This window comes from Rhodococcus sp. T7, from assembly GCF_009872365.1.
Taxonomy (GTDB): domain Bacteria; phylum Actinomycetota; class Actinomycetes; order Mycobacteriales; family Mycobacteriaceae; genus Rhodococcus_F.
Genome location: NZ_WXYH01000374.1, coordinates 17431 through 36701 on the forward strand (window position 1 = coordinate 17431; position 19271 = coordinate 36701).

General features: G+C 67.5%; 18 protein-coding genes. 12 read left to right on the forward strand and 6 right to left on the reverse strand.

Translation table 11 applies throughout. From position 1 onward, the window contains the following. Window positions 1-42 precede the first annotated feature (42 nt). Window positions 43-1455: a wax ester/triacylglycerol synthase domain-containing protein gene (locus MLGJGCBP_RS40385; RefSeq protein WP_442972145.1), complete on the forward strand. Its 1413-nt coding sequence runs from the start codon at window positions 43-45 to the stop codon at window positions 1453-1455. Here the strand turns inward: MLGJGCBP_RS40385 and MLGJGCBP_RS40390 are convergent. After that, window positions 1446-2009, reverse strand: coding sequence for a CBS domain-containing protein (locus MLGJGCBP_RS40390; RefSeq protein ID WP_160102959.1), 564 nt, complete (start codon window positions 2007-2009; stop codon window positions 1446-1448). The two genes, MLGJGCBP_RS40385 and MLGJGCBP_RS40390, sit on opposite strands and share 10 nt — an antisense overlap. 196 nt (window positions 2010-2205) lie before the next feature. On the opposite strand from MLGJGCBP_RS40390, the gene MLGJGCBP_RS40395 reads away from it, so the two are divergent. Both MLGJGCBP_RS40395 and MLGJGCBP_RS40400 read left to right on the forward strand, forming a co-directional pair. After that, the gene (locus MLGJGCBP_RS40395; protein WP_160102961.1) at window positions 2206-3309 is read left to right on the forward strand and encodes a 3-oxoacyl-ACP synthase III family protein; all 1104 of its coding nucleotides are present in this window, start codon (window positions 2206-2208) and stop codon (window positions 3307-3309) included. Next, on the forward strand, window positions 3293-4195 hold the full coding sequence (locus MLGJGCBP_RS40400) for a 3-oxoacyl-ACP synthase (RefSeq protein ID WP_160102963.1): 903 nt from the start codon (window positions 3293-3295) through the stop codon (window positions 4193-4195). The genes MLGJGCBP_RS40395 and MLGJGCBP_RS40400 overlap by 17 nt, the downstream gene beginning before the upstream one ends. 41 nt (window positions 4196-4236) lie before the next feature. On the opposite strand, the gene MLGJGCBP_RS40405 is transcribed toward MLGJGCBP_RS40400, so the two are convergent. Next, window positions 4237-4923, reverse strand: coding sequence for a hypothetical protein (locus MLGJGCBP_RS40405; RefSeq protein WP_160102965.1), 687 nt, complete (start codon window positions 4921-4923; stop codon window positions 4237-4239). Between the two features lie 139 nt (window positions 4924-5062). On the opposite strand from MLGJGCBP_RS40405, the gene ppsA reads away from it, so the two are divergent. Further along, a complete protein-coding gene (ppsA, locus tag MLGJGCBP_RS40410; RefSeq protein ID WP_160102967.1) occupies window positions 5063-7399 on the forward strand; it encodes a phosphoenolpyruvate synthase in 2337 nt (778 codons plus the stop codon). Between the two features lie 194 nt (window positions 7400-7593). Here ppsA and MLGJGCBP_RS40415 read toward each other — a convergent pair whose 3' ends face one another. From MLGJGCBP_RS40415 to MLGJGCBP_RS40425, 3 genes are all read right to left on the reverse strand, one after another. Next, window positions 7594-8547 (reverse strand): 1-phosphofructokinase family hexose kinase, encoded by a 954-nt coding sequence (locus MLGJGCBP_RS40415; protein WP_160102969.1) that lies wholly within the window; start codon window positions 8545-8547, stop codon window positions 7594-7596. After that, window positions 8544-10004 carry a bifunctional aminoglycoside phosphotransferase/ATP-binding protein gene (locus MLGJGCBP_RS40420; RefSeq protein ID WP_236581661.1) on the reverse strand — a complete coding sequence of 487 codons (1461 nt, stop codon included), beginning with the start codon at window positions 10002-10004 and terminating at the stop codon, window positions 8544-8546. The genes MLGJGCBP_RS40415 and MLGJGCBP_RS40420 overlap by 4 nt, the downstream gene beginning before the upstream one ends. A 113-nt stretch (window positions 10005-10117) precedes the next feature. Then, the gene (locus tag MLGJGCBP_RS40425; protein ID WP_160102973.1) at window positions 10118-10645 is read right to left on the reverse strand and encodes a GNAT family N-acetyltransferase; all 528 of its coding nucleotides are present in this window, start codon (window positions 10643-10645) and stop codon (window positions 10118-10120) included. Window positions 10646-10815: 170 nt separating this feature from the next. On the opposite strand from MLGJGCBP_RS40425, the gene MLGJGCBP_RS40430 reads away from it, so the two are divergent. From MLGJGCBP_RS40430 to MLGJGCBP_RS40460, 7 genes are all read left to right on the forward strand, one after another. Then, entirely contained in the window at window positions 10816-11079 is a 264-nt protein-coding gene (locus tag MLGJGCBP_RS40430; RefSeq protein WP_124395366.1) for a three-helix bundle dimerization domain-containing protein, read from the forward strand. 283 nt (window positions 11080-11362) lie between these two features. After that, window positions 11363-11650, forward strand: a complete 288-nt coding sequence (locus MLGJGCBP_RS40435) for a DUF1876 domain-containing protein (RefSeq protein ID WP_124395365.1) — start codon at window positions 11363-11365, stop codon at window positions 11648-11650. 36 nt (window positions 11651-11686) lie between these two features. Continuing rightward, window positions 11687-13471, forward strand: coding sequence for an acetate--CoA ligase (gene acsA / locus MLGJGCBP_RS40440; RefSeq protein ID WP_160102975.1), 1785 nt, complete (start codon window positions 11687-11689; stop codon window positions 13469-13471). Beyond that, on the forward strand, window positions 13468-14466 hold the full coding sequence (pdhA, locus tag MLGJGCBP_RS40445) for a pyruvate dehydrogenase (acetyl-transferring) E1 component subunit alpha (RefSeq protein ID WP_160102977.1): 999 nt from the start codon (window positions 13468-13470) through the stop codon (window positions 14464-14466). Before acsA ends, pdhA begins: the two co-directional genes overlap by 4 nt. Next, entirely contained in the window at window positions 14466-15440 is a 975-nt protein-coding gene (locus tag MLGJGCBP_RS40450; protein ID WP_160102979.1) for an alpha-ketoacid dehydrogenase subunit beta, read from the forward strand. Before pdhA ends, MLGJGCBP_RS40450 begins: the two co-directional genes overlap by 1 nt. A 10-nt stretch (window positions 15441-15450) precedes the next feature. Beyond that, entirely contained in the window at window positions 15451-16635 is a 1185-nt protein-coding gene (locus MLGJGCBP_RS40455) for a dihydrolipoamide acetyltransferase family protein (protein ID WP_160102981.1), read from the forward strand. A 10-nt stretch (window positions 16636-16645) separates the two neighbouring features. Continuing rightward, entirely contained in the window at window positions 16646-16897 is a 252-nt protein-coding gene (locus tag MLGJGCBP_RS40460; protein ID WP_160102983.1) for an acyl carrier protein, read from the forward strand. A gap of 40 nt (window positions 16898-16937) precedes the next feature. Here the strand turns inward: MLGJGCBP_RS40460 and MLGJGCBP_RS40465 are convergent, their stop codons facing one another. Continuing rightward, window positions 16938-17213, reverse strand: a complete 276-nt coding sequence (locus MLGJGCBP_RS40465) for a dsRBD fold-containing protein (protein WP_160102985.1) — start codon at window positions 17211-17213, stop codon at window positions 16938-16940. 127 nt (window positions 17214-17340) lie between these two features. Here MLGJGCBP_RS40465 and MLGJGCBP_RS40470 point away from each other — a divergent pair. Continuing rightward, on the forward strand, window positions 17341-19271 hold a 1931-nt coding region (locus MLGJGCBP_RS40470), incomplete at its 3' end, for a heavy metal translocating P-type ATPase (protein WP_442972144.1).

Sequence of the window (19271 nt, forward strand, 5' to 3'; positions counted from 1 at the left end):
CGCATGTGTTTCCCTCCGAGGCATCCGGTCGCCGGCAGCGAGGTGATCAGGATGAGCGCGGTACGCCACCGGTACATGACGCAGACGGACTACATGTCATGGCGGATGGAGCAGGACCCGATCCTGCGCTCGACGATCGTCGCCGTGGCACTCCTCGATCGGAGCCCGGACTGGACGCGGTTCGTCGACATGATGAATCGCGGAACCCAACACATTCCGATCTTCCGGCACAAGGTCGTCACCGACCCGATGAGTCCGGCCCCGCCCTACTGGGTGACCGACCCCGACTTCGACCTCAGCTGGCATCTCCGCCGGTTCACGGTGCCGGCCCCGGGAGGCTGGGACGCCGTCCTCGACTTCGCCCGGACCACGGGCATGACAGCCTTCGACAAGGATCGCCCGTTGTGGGAATTCACGGTGCTCAGCGGCCTCGACTCGGGGCAGGCCGCCCTGGTCATGAAAGTGCACCATTCCCTGACCGACGGCGTCGGCGGCATGCAAATCGCGCGGGAAATAGTCGATTTCACCCGCGAGGGCACCACCCGCGCAGAGCCTGCCCCGACGGCGCAGCCACAGGAGGCCGAGCCCGGGGCCCGGAGCGGTCTCGCCTGGTACCGGGACACAGCAACCAACTTTGCGCGACGGGCGTCGACAGCAGTAGCCCGGCACAGCGCGGAGCTGGCACGGCACCCAGCCGGCGCGCTGCGCAACACCGCCACCGTCCTGGGATCGATTACGCGCTTCACACGCCCGGTGGTCACCACTCTCTCCCCGGTGATGACCAAGCGCAGCACCCGGCGACGCTTCGCCGTCCTGGACGTCCCGGTGGAAGCGCTGGGCCGAGCCGCCGCCCTCGGCGAGGGCTCGATCAACGATGCATTTCTGGCATCGGTGCTGCGGGGAATGGCACGGTACCACCGTCTCCACGGCGTCGACGTCCCCCAGCTGCGCCTGACACTGCCCATCAGTCTCCGGACCGCCGACGATTCGCCGGGAGGCAACCACATCACGCTCGCCCGGTTCGGACTACCCACCGACATCGGTGATCCCGCCGAACTCATCCGCAGCGTTCACGCCACCGTCGACGGATGGCGCAACGAACCCGCGGTGGCGCTGTCGCCCACAATTGCCGGTGCCCTGAATCTGCTTCCGGCATCCACCCTGGGCAACATGCTCAAACATGTCGACTTCGTCGCCTCGAACGTGGTGGGCTCGCCGATACCACTGTTCATCGCCGGATCGGAAGTCCTCCGATACTACGCGTTCAGCCCCACACTGGGATCGGCGTTCAACGTGACGCTGATGTCCTACACATCGCAATGCTGCATCGGGATCGACGCCGACACCGACGCCGTCCCCGATCTCGATGCCCTGACAGCATGCCTCGCAGACGGATTCCGGGACGTGCTCGCACTGTGCCCGGACGCGCAGGACGTCGCGGCGACTCACGCCTGAACGAATTGAACCTCGGCAACGCCGGGCACCATCTCGGCGAGGGCCTCGACAACCCCACGTTCCGGGTCGTCGCCGCGTATCCCCGCGATCGCGACTTCGCCGTCTGTCACCGTAACCGTCCACCGCGGTGATCCGGCGTACACGTCGAGGCGGTGCTGCACTTCGTGCGCGATGTGTGTGTCGTCCATCGTCAGAAGTCCGAGAAGGTCTCGCCGCGTGACGATTCCGATGACGTCGCGGTCGTGGACGATCGGGATGCCGCGCAGTCCCGAACGCAGCATCGCGGACGCGAGACTGCTGACGTCGGTGTCCGGAGTCATCGCGATCACCGGACTGGTCATCGTTTCTGTGATATCCGCGCCCGGCCGGGGCAAGGTACGGAACTTCTCGCGGAGGAGGTCGCCTTCGGAGACGATCCCGACCAGATGGTGTTCCTCGTCGACCACGGGTAGGACCGTATATCCGGATTTCTCGACGATCCGGAGGCATTCGTCGATCGGCGTCGTCGCAGTGACGGTGGTAACCGGGCTGCTCATGATGTGTCGCGCATGCATGGCGGACTCCTTCCCTCGAAATCCAGCCTCATCGTCGGACGTGTTCGAGGAAAGGGCCATTGGGCCCCTTCTGGTCTTCATCAACCCCGATGCGCCCCACCGAAGGGGCGGGAGGTGGGGCCCGGACAGGGGCCGAAGTGCTCTGTCAGCTGCCCCGTGTCTGCGAGATGGTGGGTGGACGGAGGAGGCACGTTCGATGGTCAAGCACTGGTTGGTCATGGAGACCGAGGACGACGGCGCCCGGGCGCCGTATCGCACGCGAGTGGCGGGCGCGGGCCGGCATTTGCCGTCGACGCGGCTCACCACCGACGAGTTGATGGCGAGGACACGACACACGACGCACATCGACCTGGAACGGTTGACCGGCATCCGCGAGCGCCGGGTCTCGGTGGGCGACGAGGATTCCTACACCCTGGCCACCGCCGCAGCCCAGGACGCGCTCCGCCGGTCCGGGCATACCGCGGCGTCGATCGACGTCGTGATCAGTTGCAGTATCACGAAATTCCGGGGAGGACTGACCCAGTGGCTCGAACCGACGATGAGTGGTGCGGTTGCACACGCCATCGGTGCCGTCACCGCGATGACCTTCGACCTCGCGAATGCCTGCGCCGGAATGCTCACCGGGGTGACGGTCGCGAACAACTGGATTCGGCAGGGCGTCATCGAACGCGCCCTGATCGTCAGTGGCGAGTACATCTCCCAGCTCGGACAAAATGCCGCGCAGCACATCCACAACATCATGAGCAGGGAGCTGGCGTCGTTGACGCTCGGCGACGCGGGCGCCGCGCTCGTTCTGGAACGGGCCCCGGCCGGATCTGGAGGTATCCGGCTCGCCGGGTTCACGACAGTGGCCGACTACAGCCGACTGTGCACCGCGTATCCGAAGGGCGACGATCCCGGTGCGCGCATGTTCACCGATTCGCGCGCCATCCAGAAGGCCGCGATCGCCGACACGCCCTTGTTGCTGCACGAAGTCCTCGAGACCGTCGGCCTGGCGGTTCACGACATCGACCACGTAATCACGCACCAGACCTCCGCACGTGCGATCCGGAAAGGAATGGCCAAGTTGACGGAGTCCTTCGGCGACGCACCCCGCCACGATGCAGTCATCACGGTGGACCGGTACGGGAATACCGCCTCGACAACCCATACTGTGGCATTGGTCGAGGAGCTCGAGGCCGGTCGTATCCGGCCGGGAGAGACCGTTGCCATGATCTCGCTGGCATCGGGTCTCGAAATCGGCATTGTCCTGGTACAAGTAGACGAACAATTGGTGGCCGGCTATGGGAACGATCATTGAACGGGTCGACGTCGCGCACGGTGGATGGCGCTCTCGGCACAGCGCGCTCCGCCTTGCGGTGAACGCCGCGACAACCTGCCTCGACCGAGCCGGTCGAAGCCCCGACGATCTCGACCTCCTCGTCAACGCGGGCATCTATCGGGACCGCAATCTCGGCGAACCGGCGCTCGGCGCGATGATTCAGGAAGACATCGGCGCGCATCCGGAGGACCCACACACCGACGCCCACGGGACGTTCTCGTTCGACGTCGCAAACGGCACCTGCGGAGTGCTGACCGGATTGCAGATTGTGGACGGCTTCCTCCGCTCGCGCACCATTCGGTACGCGCTCGTCGTCGCCAGCGACGCCGACCCGGGCCACGGGATGAGCGAGGACTTCCCGTTCTCCGCCACGGGCGGGGCCGTGCTGTGCAGCTGGACGGACCGCCGGTACGGCCTGGGCCGCGTTCACTGGACGAACGCCGACGACGACCTCGGCGGTGCGTTCCGCGCGACCGTCGGGCACCTCGACGACCGGAACGTGCTGCGCGTCGATCAGTCCGAATGGATGGACGCGCGCTACGCAGCGGCGGCAGCCTCCGCCGTCACCGCGTGCCTGAAACACGCATCCCTGCAACTGGGGGACATCGATCGCATCGCGGCGGCACCGGCGCGACCGCAGTTCCGTGCCGAACTCGCGCAACGACTGGAGTTGCCCGAATCGCGCATCACGATCGCTGCGGATCACCGCATGCACACCGCTGCCCTGGTGGCCGGACTGGACGGTGGTGACCACCACGTGCCGGCGGGGACGCGGAAGTTGATCGTCGCCGCCGGTGCCGGGGTCACGGCCGGTGCCGCACTCTACGAGGAACCCCCGGCACCCGGAACACCCGCCCCGAGCTAGCGCGACAAACATCCGCGAGCTGACCGGGGGAGAACGCCCGGTCAGCTGTGTTCGGGTACCGGACCGGCGAGGCGGCGGATCGTCAGGGGCATCTTCCGGCTCATGACGAAGCTGACGGGCTCCATGAGGGTGGGACCGAACGCGAGACGACTGGCGAGGCCGGTCCCGTAGCTGCCGCGCCCTCTCTCCACGAGCCGGGTCTGATGGTCACCGACGGGGTGCAGGTGGAATGCCCAGATCGCCGCGTCGGTGGTCTGCGGGTCATGTCCGTGCAGGACCAGGTTACGGTTCGCCGTGACCATCGCAACGGTCAGCGGGGGAGCCTTCGGGTGCAGCCACACCTCGTCGCCGACGGCCAGGATCTGGTAGTCGGGCAGGACCGTGTCGGTGTTGCGTACCCGACAGCCGATGAGGTTCTCGAGCCCGTCGTAGCTGTAGAAGCCGCCCCGCCCTTGCCCGAGTTGGACGATCCAGGGCCACACCTGATCCGGCGGCGCCTCGATGGTGACGGCGTGGGTGTATCCCCAGCGCGCCGCCGGGACCAGTTCGTCGCCGGGGAGCGTGGCTGCGGCCTCCGCTGCGGTGGCACCCCAGGTGGTCCGCCACCGCCGCAGCGGTTTCGTCAGGGCCACATGGACGCCGATGAGGGCGGCGCCGGCGATGGCCTGCCCGGTTGTTGCCGCGGCCCGCCGCAGCGCGGGAGCGTGCCCGGTCGGTGTCGTCGTCATAGCTTTCATCCTCGGATCGGTGCCGGGCCCGGCACCAGGGTCTTCGGTCGCGGCACGGCGCCGCCGTCACGGTGACTTTCGACCCTGTGCGGTCGCGACACCCGCGGTGTTGTCTGGAGCGAGACGGTGAGGAGATCCCATGAACACCACCCATGCGGCGGTCGAGCACCGATGGGTGCGACCGATCGATCAGGTCCGCTTGCCCGACGCTCCCTCGGTCGGAGGTAAAGCCGCAAATCTGGGCGAGCTGACCCACGCCCGTTTCCCCGTCCCACCGGGGTTCGTCGTGACCAAGGACGCCTATCTGGACGCGATGGACGGCGCCGGGGTGCGGTCCACCCTGCGCGCCTGGGCACTGCCCCCGGCCGGGGCGGACGAGGCGGCGCTCACGGTCGCCGCGCAGGAGTTGCGCGGCGTCGTCCTGGGGGTGCCGGCGCCCGATTCCTTGCGCGCCGAGATCGCCGACGCCTATCGCGAACTCGGCCCGACGGTACGTGTCGCGGTGCGCTCGTCCGCGCCCGCCGAGGACGCCGCTGACACGTCGTTCGCCGGTATCCACGACAGCTTCACCGATGTCGCCGGGCTGGAGGATCTGGTCGAGGCGGTCCGCAAGTGCTGGGCGTCGCTGTGGTCCGAGCGCGCGCTCACCTACCGCAGCGTCCAGGGTGTGACGGAGGAGCCGGCGGTCGCGGTCGTCGTCCAGAGGATGGTCGATTCCGACCGCTCCGGAGTGGCGTTCACCGCCGACCCGCGTACCGGGGCACGTGATCATGTCGTCATCGAGGCCGCGACGGGACTCGGCGAGGTGGTGGTCGGCGGGCAGGTCGAACCGGACACCTACACAGTTTCCAAGGACGGATTCCGCATCCTCGATGTCCATATCGGAGCACAGGATTTCGCGATCACAGTCGACGCAGACGGGGAACACAGAACCGAGATCCCCGTCACCGAGCGCGGTATCCGCGTCCTCACCGACGCCCAGGTCGAGCGCCTCGCCCTGCTGGCGGTGTCGGTGGAAGATCACTACCAGGCGCCGCAGGACCTCGAATTCGCATTCGCCGGCGACAAACTCTGGATAGTGCAGACCCGCCCCATCACGACGCTCGGTGACCGTCCGATCGCCGCTGCACCACCGGCATCGGGAACCATGTCCGTCGGCAAGGTGCTCACGCAGGGGCTCGGCGCGAGCCCTGGAACGGGATCGGGGCAGGTGCGTGTGCTCCGGTCGGTCGCCGATGCCCACCGACTTCAGAACGGCGACATCCTGGTTGCCCCGATGACACGACCGGACTGGCTGCCCGTATTACGTCGCGCCGCGGCGATCGTCACCGACGGGGGCGGAATCACCTGCCACGCCGCGATCGTCGGCCGGGAACTGGGCCGACCCGTCGTTGTCGGAACCCGGGATGCCACCACCACGCTCACCGATGGAATGGTCGTCACCGTCGACGGCGACGCGGGCACCGTATCCGAAGGCGGCGTGGCGGTGAGCGCGCCCACCGTCGATACCGCGACCGGTCTCGTGGCGCCTCCTCGCGGTGGCGGGCACGCCTGGACGGAACCGACGGCGACTGCGGTATATGTCAATCTCGCGACACCCGACGCCGCCGAATCAGTCGCGGCAACCGATGTCGACGGGGTCGGGCTCTTGCGCGCCGAGTTCATGATCATGGACGCGCTGCAAGGGACCCACCCGGCCACCGTGCTGGCCGAGGGCCGGCGGGACGAATACGTGGCGAAAATGGCCGCGGGCGTCGAACGAATCGCCGCGGCCTTCGCGCCGCGTCCGGTGATCTACCGGGCGATAGACCTGCGCACCAACGAGTTCGCCAATCTCAGGGGTGGCGACGTCGAGCCCGTGGAGGACAATCCCATGATCGGCTACCGCGGATGTTTCCGGTACGTGCGTGAACCGGAATTGTTCGGGCTGGACCTCGACGTCGTCCACCGCGTGCGGGCACGTCACCCGAACGTGCACCTGATGGTCCCGTTCGTGCGGACCCGCTGGGAGCTCGAGAGCTGCCTGCGCCATCTCGATGCGCATCCGCTCGGCTCCGATCGCCGGATGCACCGGTGGATCATGGCGGAGGTCCCGTCGGTCATCTACTGGATCCCCGAGTACGCGGCCCTGGGTATCGACGGAGTCTCCATCGGAACCAACGACCTTACCCAACTCGTCCTCGGCGTCGATCGTGACTCCGAGATCTGCCGGGACCTGTTCGACACGATGGATCCGGCAGTGCTCGATGCCATCGACTCGATCATCGAACGGGCGACCCGCGCGGGGCTCACCACGTCGTTGTGCGGGCAGGCCGTCTCGACGAACCCGGCCCTCGCCGAACATCTGGTCCGCAAGGGGATCACCTCGGTGTCGGTGGCACCGGATGTGGCGGCGCGCACCAGGCGCATGGTGTCTGCTGCCGAACGCCGGATCCTCCTCGATCGTGCACGGTCCGAGCACCGGGCGGAAGGCTGAATGGGGACCCGGCACAGGCGGAGTCACCTATGCGCGGCGCGCCCGGTGCGCCGAACTCGGTGACCAACATGACCCATTGACCGTGGGAGATAGCTGCGTACTCGTTCCAGTGCGACGGTGATGTGCAGGGCCGTCGTATCCCGAATCGACACCGGCGCAGCGCCGGTCACACCGCCGCACAACGGGCGTGCTGGTCAGACTTCGCCACCGCCCACCGTGGCGCGGTCGGTGAGTTGTGCGTAATAGCGGTCGATGTCGGCGCGGCAGCACAGTGCTGTGCCGGGGGTCCCGAGCATGGCCGCTCCCGCGGCAATGCCGAAACGCACCGAGTCCCGCATGTCCCACCCGCGTGCCAGCCCGAAGAGAGTGCCGGCGACCATGCTGTCGCCCGCCCCGACACCGCTGACCACCGGAACCTTCACGGAGGGGCAGTGCTCCGCCTCCTCCGCCGTCACATGGACCGCGCCCGCCGCGCCGAGCGAGAGCACCACAACCTCGCACACCCCGGACGAGATGAGATCTCGTGCAGCAGTGACCTGGTCGTCGATGGTTACCAACTCGCGCCCGACGCACTCACGCAGCTCCCGAATGCTGGGTTTGAGGAGGTACACGCCGCGATGGACCGCCCGCAACGGCGGACCCGACGTGTCGAGCACGAGTTGCGCGCCCCGGTTGGACACGATGTCCGCAACGATCTGATAGAAATCCACCGGAACGCCCGGGGGGAGACTTCCGCTGGCCACCACGAACCGGGCATCCGCAGCGGTGGTGGTCAGCAGGTGGAGGCACGAATCGACCTCCAGAGGTGTCAGTAGTGGGCCGGGCAGGACGAACCGGTACTGCAATGTGGTCTGTTCCTCGTTGACGGTGAAGCTTTCCCGGGTCGATCCGCGGATCGTGACAGTGCGACTGTGCACGCCTTCGGTGGCCACGAGATCCTCGAGCGCCCGGCCGCTGTGTCCCCCGGACGGGAATACCGCGGTCGCCCGTTCGCCGAGCACGTTCAGGACCCGGGCGACGTTGATTCCGCCGCCCCCGGGGTCGCGCCGGGGGGTACCGCAGCGCATCTTGTCCGTGGGGATGACCCGCCCGGTGACCGTGGTGATGTCGAGGGCGGGGTTCATCGTCAGCGTCACGATGTCGTTCATAATGGGCTCCCCGGTGTGGATACTGCTTCGTCGGCCTGTACCGACGGAGCAGGCTGTGGCCGTTCTCCAGTCTCACCCCACAGCGCCAACGCGGCATCAGTCGCGGCAGGAAGATCGGCCGTCGTGTCGATCAGGGTGGCCGACACCCGGTGCCGATAGCGGGCCGCGAGGGCGTCGTACACCTCGGAGGTCGCATCCGACACGCCACCAGGGGGCCGGTGTCCGATTCGCTCGACCGCGACCGACCGGGGCGCCGCGCATTCGATTTCGATCAGGTCGCTGTGGGTGCGGTCGGCGGCCGCCGCGGCCCACGCGCACAGTCGTGGATCGGTCCACGAGGCGTCGAGGACGACCGACCGTCCTCGGGACAGCAATCGTGTTGCCCGACGCAGCAGTTCGGCGTAGGTGCCATCGGTCCTGGCCTCGGTGTACAGACCGTGGCCGTAGTCGGCGCCGCAGGACACACCGGGGTCGACACCGGCGAGTTCCTTCCGCACGTGATCGCTTGCGATGACGACCGCACCGGTGCGCTCTGCGAGGGCGCGGGACAGCGTGGATTTTCCGGTGCCGGGGAGGCCGCCGACGAGGGCCAATCGAACCGAACCCGCGCGCAGGTGACGCAGCGCCAGACGGACATGCCCGTGTGCGTCGGCCCGTGCGTCTGCCGCACCCTGGGTGTGGCGCAGACAGGAAACCTTGGCCCGCATGAACGCACGGTAGGCGATGAAATGGTGGATCAACGAGGGCGGCGGATCGTCGCCAGATTCCGCCCGGACCCGGGCGAGGAATGTCTCTGCGAGATCCGCACGGCCGAGGAACTCGAGATCCATGGCAAGGCAGGCGGCGTCATCGATGACGTCGAGATGCCGCAGACGGTCGTCGAAGTCGAGGCAATCCAGGATGCGCGGGCCGTCCGGAAGGCAGAAGATGTCATCCGCCAGAAGGTCGCCGTGGCCGTCGACGATCCGTCCGAGTTCGATCCTCTCATCGAACAGTTCTCGACGGCCCGCAAGATATCGGCACGCTCGGAATCGGACCTCGTCGACCTCCACGCCCGGCAGCAGCGTGCCGTCGCCGTATCCGGCCGCCTCGTCCACGTTCTCTCGCCAGCGCGCGGCCACGGCGTCCCGGGTCGCGTCGTGGTCGATGTCCCGTCCCCGGCGGCACCGTTGGTGAAAACCGGTGAGCAGACCGGCAACCGCGTTCAGCGGTTCCGTCGGGTCCTCACCGCGGACGACCATCGAGGCCAAGCGTCGGCTGTCCGGCATCCTGCGCATCTTCACGAGTGCTTCCGCCGGACCGCCCTGCGGATCTGTGAGTTCGGCGACGCCGAGATACACGTCGGGAGAGAGCCGCCGGTTCAGGTCCACTTCGCGCAGGCATGCCGCCCTGCGTTTCCCGGCGGTGCTGAAATCCAGGAATGCCGTCCGAACCGGCTTCTTTGCCTTGAAGACCATGTCGCCGATCATCACGATATACGCTGTGTGGGTTTCCCGGACCACCGCCGGGAGAGTGGTGGCCGACTGGTCCACTGATTCCGGCGAGGTCCACCCGTGCACGCCGACCCCGTTCATCCGCCCGCAACCGCAGGCGAAGGAACGTCACCCAGGTCGAGGTCAAGGTGCATCTCGGCGCCATCGCGGTGCAACGCAGCGGACCAGCCCAGATCGCGAATCACCTGCAGCACCATGGCGTTCTGCGCCAGAATCTCGGCCCTCATGCGGGTGACGCCGCGCTGTCGCGCGGCCGCGGCGAGGCGGGTCAGCAGCATCGTCCCGATCCCGTGCATCCTGTAGTTGTCGTCGACGACAAGAGCGAATTCCACCTCCGCGGGTGCGTCGCCGGCGTCGAGGGCCACATAGTTGGCAACACCCACCAACGTGCCATCGACAAACGCGCCGAGCGCGTAATGACGGGGATCGGCCACACAAATCGCCTCCGCCAGCGCTGCCAAGTGCGCGGGGCAGACGGTGAAGAACCGCATGTACGTGTCGTACGTGTTCAACCGTTCGTGCAACCGGCGGACCGCCTCATGGTCGGCGGTGCGCAGTGGGCGGACCACCAGGCCCGCAGGCGACCGGGAAAACGTGCTCACCATCCGTACTCACCTGATCCGTCGATGCCGTCTCACAGAATTCAACCTCCGCAGCGGGCCCGCGGGTCAGAGCCATAAGTCACCGACTACGGTCCTTCGCCTCTATTGATCCCGGCGTCGCGGCGGCGATGCTGAAGGCACCCCTCCGCCACACAGAGAGGAAATCGACACTCGTGGCCAGCACCGATACGCCCACCGACAGCACCGATGCGGACCCCGGACACGCGGTGGTCGCGCGCCTTGCAGCGGAGTTCGACCAGTCGATCTCCCGAACCACCATCTCCCGGGTCGTCGCGGAGAGCGTTCGAGACCTCGCCGGAGTTCCGGCAGCAGACATTCCGGAACTGGCCGAACGCGTCGCCCGCCAACGCCTCCTCGCCGCCCTGGAGCGGGCCGCCTCGTGGGACCGCGGGGGCCTGGTGCGTACGTCCGGCTGAACCGGCACAGTTCGCTGGGAAGAGTGATCATGACCGCAGACACCACACTCGCCGCTCGTATCCGCCGGCCAGGCCCGCGCGGGGCGTCCGGGCGCCACCACCATCCCCCAGGACTGGGGACCGGGCTCGACGCCGCGTCGAGCCGGCACAGGAGTGATCCCACCGTTCGCAGATCGACAGGGCCACCCAAACGCCGCCCCCGGGCGACCAGACGAGTGGGCCCCGCAGACATCGAACACGTCGCACCGCGACGTGCCGCCACCACTAGCAGGAGGAGACAGCCATGAGCGCGCACGAGAAGAAATGGTCAGTGGACATCGTCATCGACGAACACGACTCGGAGGAAGGCGGATCCCGGACCCGGGCAGAGGCACGCCTGCGCACACAGGACACCACGTCGCTGGTCGGCGTCGGAATGGCCCGCCGTAATCCACACGACACCGAGATTCCCGAGATCGGAGACGAGTTGGCCACCGCACGCGCGCTCGCCGACCTCGCCCACCAGTTGATCGAAACCACGGTCGCGGATCTCGAAGCGGCCACCCGCAAGACCGTCCATCTCGACGCGTAAGGCAGATCGTGCGCCGTCGGAGAAGGTGAGAGCTGGATGACCATCATTTCCCACGCCCCCATCGGGTTCGGGGTCGCACCGAACTTCACCGACTACGAGGGCGAACGCGCCCGATTCACCTGGGCGGACACCGAGCGAGAACTCGGCGACGCACCCGGTGGATGCAACATTGCCTACTACGCCGTCGATCGGCATGCCGACGGCCTGCAGGGGGAGAGGCTCGCGTTCCGATTCGTCGGCGCGGGCGATGACACCGGTGCGCTCGCCGCGGAGAACCTGACATTCTCCGAGTTCGCCCGGCGTGTGCGGTGTTTCACGAATGTGCTGCGGAATCTCGGGGTGGGGAAAGGGGACCGTGTCTTCGTCTATACCGGTCGGATACCGCAGCTGTACGTCGCGATTCTCGGTGCCCTCCGTAACGGGTGTGTCGTCTCTCCGCTGTTCTCCGCGTTCGGACCGGAACCGCTGGCCACCCGGATCCGGCTCGGCGGCGCCCAGGTCCTGGTGACCACGGATCTGCTGTACCGGCGTCGGGTCGCGAAGATCCGGGAGGAACTACCCACCCTGCGGCACATCCTCGTGGTCGGTGATCGCAACAACGAACACACCGAGACACCGGGCACCGTCGACTTCGAGTCCGCGATATCCGAGGCGGACGACGATGCAGAGATCACCCCGACAAGCCGGGACGACCCCGCACTGCTGCATTTCACGAGTGGGACGACCGGTACGCCGAAAGGAGCGATCCATGTGCACGGAGCGGTGGCAACGCATTTCGCGACCGGCCGCTACGCCCTCGACTTGCACCCCTCGGACGTTTTCTGGTGCACCGCCGACCCCGGCTGGGTCACCGGGACCTCGTACGGTGTGATCACCCCACTGCTTCACGGTGTCACTTCGATCGTCGACACCGCAGAGTTCGACGCCGAACGGTGGTACCGCATCCTGAGCGAACAAGCGGTGACGGTCTGGTACACCGCACCGACGGCAGTGCGAATGTTGATGAAATCCGGCTCCGAACTCGCCCGAAAATACTTGTTCCCCCACTTGAGGTTCATCGCCAGTGTCGGCGAACCACTCAACCCGGACGCGGTGCTCTGGGGCCGAGATGTGCTGGGCCGTCCCATCCACGACAACTGGTGGCAGACCGAGACCGGGGGGATCATGATCGCCAATACCCCCGGCTTCGATATCAAACCGGGTTCGATGGGCCGGCCACTTCCCGGTGTCGACGCGGCCATCGTCACCCCACCCCGCGGCGGCGAGAAGGCTCGGGAGGTGGCGGTGATCGATACCCCGGACATCGAAGGTGAACTCGCGCTGCGCCGCGGGTGGCCGGCGATGTTCCGCGGGTATTTGAACAACGAGGAACGTTACCGCCGTTGTTTCTCCGGGGACTGGTATCTCACAGGGGACCTCGCCAAGCGCGACGCCGACGGCTACTTCTGGTTCGTCGGGCGCGCCGACGACGTCATCAAGTCCGCCGGTCACCTCATCGGACCGTTCGAAGTGGAGAACATCCTCATGGAACATCCCGCGGTCGCGGAGGCGGGAGTGATCGGCGTACCCGACGAACTGGTCGGGGAAGTGGTCAAGGCGTTCGTCTCGGTCAACAGCGGCTGGACCCCCGACGACGCACTGCGCCGTGAACTCCTCGGATACGCCCGCACCAAACTCGGGGCCGCCGTCGCCCCGAAGGCGATCGATTTCATGAGTGCCCTGCCGCACACCCGCAGCGGAAAGATCATGCGCAGGTTGCTCAAGGCCCGGGAACTCGGTCTCCCGGAGGGGGACACGTCGACGTTGGAGGCAGGCGGATGAGCACCACTGAGTTTTCATACGACAAGACGTTCGCGGTCACGCTGCTCACCGATATGCTCCGGATCCGGCGGCTCGAGGAAAAGGCGGCGGAACTCTACGGGGCGGGGAAAATCCGTGGGTTTCTGCACCTGTACATCGGTGAGGAAGCAGTCGCGGTCGGGGCACTGCACGCCCTCGACAAGGGGGACGCGGTGGTTGCCACCTACCGCGAACACGGTCACGCCCTCGTGCACGGGGTCTCGATGAACGCGATCATGGCGGAGATGTACGGCAAACGCGAGGGATGCTCGCGAGGCCGGGGCGGTTCCATGCACCTCTTCGACGCCGCGACACGGTTCTACGGCGGCAACGCCATCGTCGCCGGAGGAATCCCCCTCGCGGTCGGTCTCGCGCTCGCCGACAAGATGCAGAACATCCAGCGCGTGACCGCCTGCTTCTTCGGGGAGGGCGCCATGGCCGAGGGCGCCTTTCACGAATCGATGAATCTGGCGTCTCTGTGGCAACTGCCCGTGCTGTTCTGCTGCGAGAACAACCTGTACGCGATGGGGACGGCCCTGGCCCGGTCCGAGTCCCAGACCGACCTGTGCGTCAAAGCCTCCTCCTTCGACATTCCCACACTCTGCGCCGACGGAATGAACGTGATCGCCACCCACGAGGCGGCCCGCGCCGGCGCCGCCCACGTCCGCACGACCGGTCGCCCGTTCTTCATCGAGTTCCAGACCTACCGGTTCCGCCCCCACTCGATGTTCGATCCCGAACTGTATCGAGACAAAGCGGAAGTGGCGGCATGGAAGGAACGCGGGCCCATCCACACCTTCTCCGCCCGGCTCAAGGAACTCGGGCTGTTCACCGAGACCGAGTTCCTGCGCATCGACGCGGAGGTGGCGGCCGAGGTCGATGCCGCAGTCGCGTTCGCCGAGGCCGGGTCTTTCGAGGAGGCCAGTGAACTGATGCGGGACGTCATCACCCCCGCCGACGCGGCGCAGGAGGCGTGATGAAGACCAGTTATCGCGAGGCCATGCGGGATGCGATCCGCGAGGCGATGCAGGCCGATCCCCGGGTCTTCCTGATGGGTGAGGACGTGGGCCGCTACGGGGGCACCTACGCCGTGTCGAAGGGGTTGCTCGACGAGTTCGGGCCCGCACGGATCCGGGACACGCCACTGTCCGAATTGGGCTTCGTCGGCGTCGGGATCGGGGCCGCAATCGGTGGTATGCGGCCGATCATCGAGATCATGACCGTCAACTTCAGTCTGCTCGCCCTCGATCAGATCGTGAACACCGCGGCATCTCTGCGGCACATGTCGGGTGGGCAGTTCTCGGTGCCCGTGGTCGTGCGGATGGCGACCGGCGCAGGTCGGCAACTCGCCGCCCAACACTCACACAGTCTCGAGAACTGGTATGCCCACATCCCTGGCATTCGGGTCCTCGCGCCCTCCACGGTGGCCGACGCGCGGGGGATGCTGGCGCCGGCCCTCGCCGATCCCGACCCGGTGATCATTTTCGAACACGTGCAGCTCTACAACACAACCGAGGATCTCGACTGGCCGCAACCTGTGGACATCGACTCCGCCCGGATTCGGCGCACCGGTAGCGACATCAGTCTGATCGCCTACGGCGGGTCCGTGCCGAAAGCGACAGCGGCGGCGGAAACGCTGGCCGGCCAGGGACTCGACGCCGAAGTCGTCGACCTTCGTGTCTTGCGCCCTCTGGACACCGACCTCATCACCCGGTCCGTGTCCAAGACGCATCGTGCCATCGTCGTCGACGAGGGATGGCGCAGTGGAAGTCTCGCCTCCGAAGTGATGGCCCGCATCGTCGAGACGGCGTTCTACGAACTCGACGCACCCCCACGGCGGGTATGCAGCGCCGAAGTTCCCGTGCCCTACGCCAAGCACCTCGAGCAGGCGGCGATACCGCAGGTGAACACGATTGTCTCCACCGCGTGGAATGTCATCGGCGATCGGTGAGGAGGACGAAATGTTCGACTTCGCATTACCTGCTCTCGGTGCCGACATGGAGGAGGGCACCCTCACCGACTGGCTCGTCAAACCCGGCGACGACGTGGCGCGCGGCCAAGCCGTCGCGACCGTCGACACGGTGAAAGCGGCTGTGGACGTCGAAATTTGGCGTGCCGGGACGATTCATCGGCTGCTGGTCGAACCCGGGACCACGGTGTCCGTGGGAACGCCCATGGCAACGCTGCGCGAACCCGGTGAGCCTGAGCCGACCATGGAGCCGGCGCACGAGCTCGCAATGGCGCACGGGCCCGTCGCACCGGAGCGGGCGCCCGAGCCGGCCACGATCGAGTCGACGGAGCCGGAACCGCACCGGCGACCGCGCATTTCTCCCGTGGCGCGGCGTGAAGCCGACGAACGTGGCATCGACCCGACCACACTCACCGGCACCGGACCGCTGTCGTCGGTCACTCTCGACGACGTCCTCCGCGCCGCCGAAGCCGGAAAGCCTGCCGCCCCGGCGCCCGAGGTGATGGTGGACAAGGCCCGCGAGATGCGGCGGGCGATCGCCGCGTTGATGAGCCGATCCAAGCGGGAGATCCCGCACTACTACCTGGCCGACGACATCCCCCTGCAGGCCGCGGCACGTTGGCTGCAACGCGAGAACACCGGCCGTCCCGTCACGGCACGGATTCTGATGGCCGCCCTCCAACTCAAGGCCGTCGCCCTGGCAGCCCAACGCATTCCGGAGATGAACGGATTCTGGCAGGACGACACGTTCCATCCCCAGACCCGCGTGCATGTCGGGGTTGCGATTTCCCTACGGCAGGGCGGTCTCGTCGCCCCGGCCATTCACGACACTGCAGACAAACCACTCGGACAGTTGATGAGTGAACTCACCGACCTGGTGGCCCGCGCCCGCGCCGGATCGATGCGCAGTTCCGAGATGTCAGATCCGACACTGACGGTGACCAATCTCGGCGAGCGGGGCGTGGGATCGGTCTTCGGAGTGATCTACCCACCGCAGGTCGCGCTGGTCGGCTTCGGTATGCCTGCCGACCGGGCCTGGGCTGTCGACGGCAAGCTGGACGTCCTCCCGATCGTCACCACCACACTGGCCGCCGACCATCGTGTCTCCGACGGGCATCGCGGAGCCCGGTTCCTCAACGAAATCAGAGAACTACTACAACATCCGCAAGACTTGTGAGGAGCTGACCGTGGACACCACCGAGATCAGTACCGCCGTGGTCACGGCACTACAGGACATCGCACCCGAGGTCGCGCAGGAGGACCTGGCCGCCGACTCACCGCTTCGTGAACAGGTCGACCTCGACTCGATGGACTGGCTGAACTTCCTCGTGCGATTGCACACGAAATTCGGGGTCGACATCCCCGAGGCCGACTACCGCCAACTCGTCACGCTGCGGGATGTGACCGAATACCTGGCCACACGGATGGCGGGGAGATGACGGGCTACCCGATATCGGGTTGCGCCGGTGACCCGATTTCCTACCCTCCGCGGTTCGCGCGACTGGCGACCGCCTCCTCGTCAGCCGCCGATCGGAGCAGTCGGTGTGACAGGTCCGCCAACGCGCGGGCGACCGCGACTTCCCTGCTGATGGTCACCGCGGTGGAGTGGCGGGCGAACAGCCGTGCCTGGCCAGCGCCCTCGAGCGTCACACCGTCGAGCCCCACCAGTCGCGCCCGCGCCGACACCGACATCTCGGAACCGTCCGCGGTGTGCTCGTCGAGATGGACAACCACCGACCATTGCTGCTCATTCACTGTCCGCTCCCTCGTCCCGTGCGTTCGATCGCTGTGTTCAGCGAACCGCGGGCCGCGAGCGCCGAGGTAGGGCACCCGGTCACTGGGCGCGGTGACCTTCGTCGTCGCGTCGGAGAGGAGCATCGCCGTGGTCGACGTGCCGACCCCCGAGCCCAGCCGGTGGGAACGCTGGCGCCGTGCAGCCGAACCCGCCTTGCTGGGGCTGACCCTCACCGCGTTGGTCGTCGGCGGGCTCGCCTGGCTGAGTGGAGCACCCGGTGTCGCGGACCGCTGTTGGATCGCCGGCACCGTCCTCGCGATCGTGCCGTCGGTGTGGTGGGTCGTCGCAGCGATGCGCCGGGGCCGCATCGGCGTCGATCTGATCGCGGTACTTTCGTTGCTCGGCACACTACTGGTGGACGAGTATCTCGCCGGTGCCTTGATCGCCGTCATGTTGGCAACCGGTCAGACCCTCGACGCTGCCGCGACCCGGCGAGCAGCCAAGGATTTGCGCACCCTGCTCGACCGAGCCCCACGGTCCTCGCGGCGCCATGTCGGGGACGGCATCGAGGTCGTGGCGATCGACGAGATCTGTGCCGGAGACGTTCTCGTCGTCGGGTCCGGCGAAACCGTCCCCGCCGACGGCTGGGTCACCAGCGGACTCGCTGTCCTCGACGAGGCAGCGCTGACGGGGGAGCCCATGCACGTTCAGCGCGGCATAGGGGAGGCCGTGCGCTCCGGTGTCGTCAACGCCGGCGCCGTCTTCGAGATGGAGGCACACGCGAGTGCCGAGGAAAGCACCTACGCCGGTGTCGTGCGGCTCGCACGAGAAGCCGCCGCGGAGTCCGCCCCGGTAATCCGACTCGCCGATCGGATCGCGGCCTGGTTCCTCCCACTCGCCCTCCTCCTCGCCGCCGCGGCGTGGGCGCTCAGCGGCTCGGCGACCAGAGCGGTCGCCGTCCTCGTCGTCGCGACCCCGTGCCCGCTGCTCCTCGCCGCACCGGTCGCGATCGTGTCCGGACTCTCGCGTGCCTCCCGGGTGGGTGTGGTGATTCGCAGCGGCGGCGCCCTCGAGAACCTCGGCCACGCGACCACCCTCGTGATGGACAAAACCGGCACCCTCACCAGCGGCCGACCCTCGAGTACCGACATCGTCGTGGCCCCCGGACACGACAGCGCCGAGGTGCTGCGCCTGGCGGCGTCCGCCGACCAGGTCTCACCCCACGTCCTCGCCGCCGCCCTGGTGCAGGAAGCGAAAGTGCGGCGACTGGTGCTGTCGTATCCCACCGACGTAGTCGAGGAAGCCGGCGCGGGCGTGACGGCCACCGTCGACGGGCACCGGGTGACGGTCGGCGCACTGACGCTGCCGCCGCAGGCACCGCAGTGGGCACGCACCGTGCTCACCCGCAGCGCTCTCGACGGCGCTGTCGTCGCATGGGTCACTGTCGACGGCCAGCTCACCGGTGCCATCCTGCTGGTCGACCCACTGCGCCGAGACGCGCCTCGAACACTGCGACGACTGCGGTCCGCCGGCCTGACCCGGCTGGTGATGCTCACCGGGGACCGGCGTGAGCCCGCCGAGGAGATCGGGACGGTTCTCGGTCTCGATCGTGTCTACGCCGAGCAGACCCCCTCGGACAAAGTGGCGGGAGTGCGCCGCGAAAGACAGTCGGCGGTGACCGTGATGGTGGGCGACGGCGTCAACGACGCCCCGGCGCTCGCCGCCGCGACGGTGGGAGTCGCCATGGGCGCTCGCGGGTCGACGGCGAGTTCGGAGGCCGCGGACATCGTCTTGACCACCGATCGACTCGACCGCCTCGCCGATGCGATGGAAATCGCACGCCGGTCGCGCCACATTGCCGTCGAAAGCGCTGCGGTCGGCATGGGGCTGTCGCTGGTGGCCATGGGATGTGCCGCGCTCGGCTGGCTGACCCCGGCGCTGGGCGCGCTGCTGCAGGAAGCGATCGACGTCGCCGTCATCCTCAACGCACTCCGGGCACTGCGCGGGGACCGCGCCCACAATACCGTCGTGCCCGCCCGAACCGAGGACATGCTGCACCGCTTCTCCGCCGAACACGG

Coding starts and splice junctions, on each gene's coding strand:
- MLGJGCBP_RS40390 (WP_160102959.1), bottom strand. CDS start 2,009: ATGCATGCGCGACACATCATGAGCAGCCCGGTTACCACCGTCACTGCG.
- MLGJGCBP_RS40395 (WP_160102961.1), top strand. CDS start 2,206: ATGGTCAAGCACTGGTTGGTCATGGAGACCGAGGACGACGGCGCCCGG.
- MLGJGCBP_RS40400 (WP_160102963.1), top strand. CDS start 3,293: ATGGGAACGATCATTGAACGGGTCGACGTCGCGCACGGTGGATGGCGC.
- MLGJGCBP_RS40405 (WP_160102965.1), bottom strand. CDS start 4,923: ATGACGACGACACCGACCGGGCACGCTCCCGCGCTGCGGCGGGCCGCG.
- ppsA (WP_160102967.1), top strand. CDS start 5,063: ATGAACACCACCCATGCGGCGGTCGAGCACCGATGGGTGCGACCGATC.
- MLGJGCBP_RS40415 (WP_160102969.1), bottom strand. CDS start 8,547: ATGAACGACATCGTGACGCTGACGATGAACCCCGCCCTCGACATCACC.
- MLGJGCBP_RS40420 (WP_236581661.1), bottom strand. CDS start 10,004: ATGGTCTTCAAGGCAAAGAAGCCGGTTCGGACGGCATTCCTGGATTTC.
- MLGJGCBP_RS40425 (WP_160102973.1), bottom strand. CDS start 10,645: ATGGTGAGCACGTTTTCCCGGTCGCCTGCGGGCCTGGTGGTCCGCCCA.
- MLGJGCBP_RS40435 (WP_124395365.1), top strand. CDS start 11,363: ATGAGCGCGCACGAGAAGAAATGGTCAGTGGACATCGTCATCGACGAA.
- acsA (WP_160102975.1), top strand. CDS start 11,687: ATGACCATCATTTCCCACGCCCCCATCGGGTTCGGGGTCGCACCGAAC.
- pdhA (WP_160102977.1), top strand. CDS start 13,468: ATGAGCACCACTGAGTTTTCATACGACAAGACGTTCGCGGTCACGCTG.
- MLGJGCBP_RS40450 (WP_160102979.1), top strand. CDS start 14,466: ATGAAGACCAGTTATCGCGAGGCCATGCGGGATGCGATCCGCGAGGCG.
- MLGJGCBP_RS40455 (WP_160102981.1), top strand. CDS start 15,451: ATGTTCGACTTCGCATTACCTGCTCTCGGTGCCGACATGGAGGAGGGC.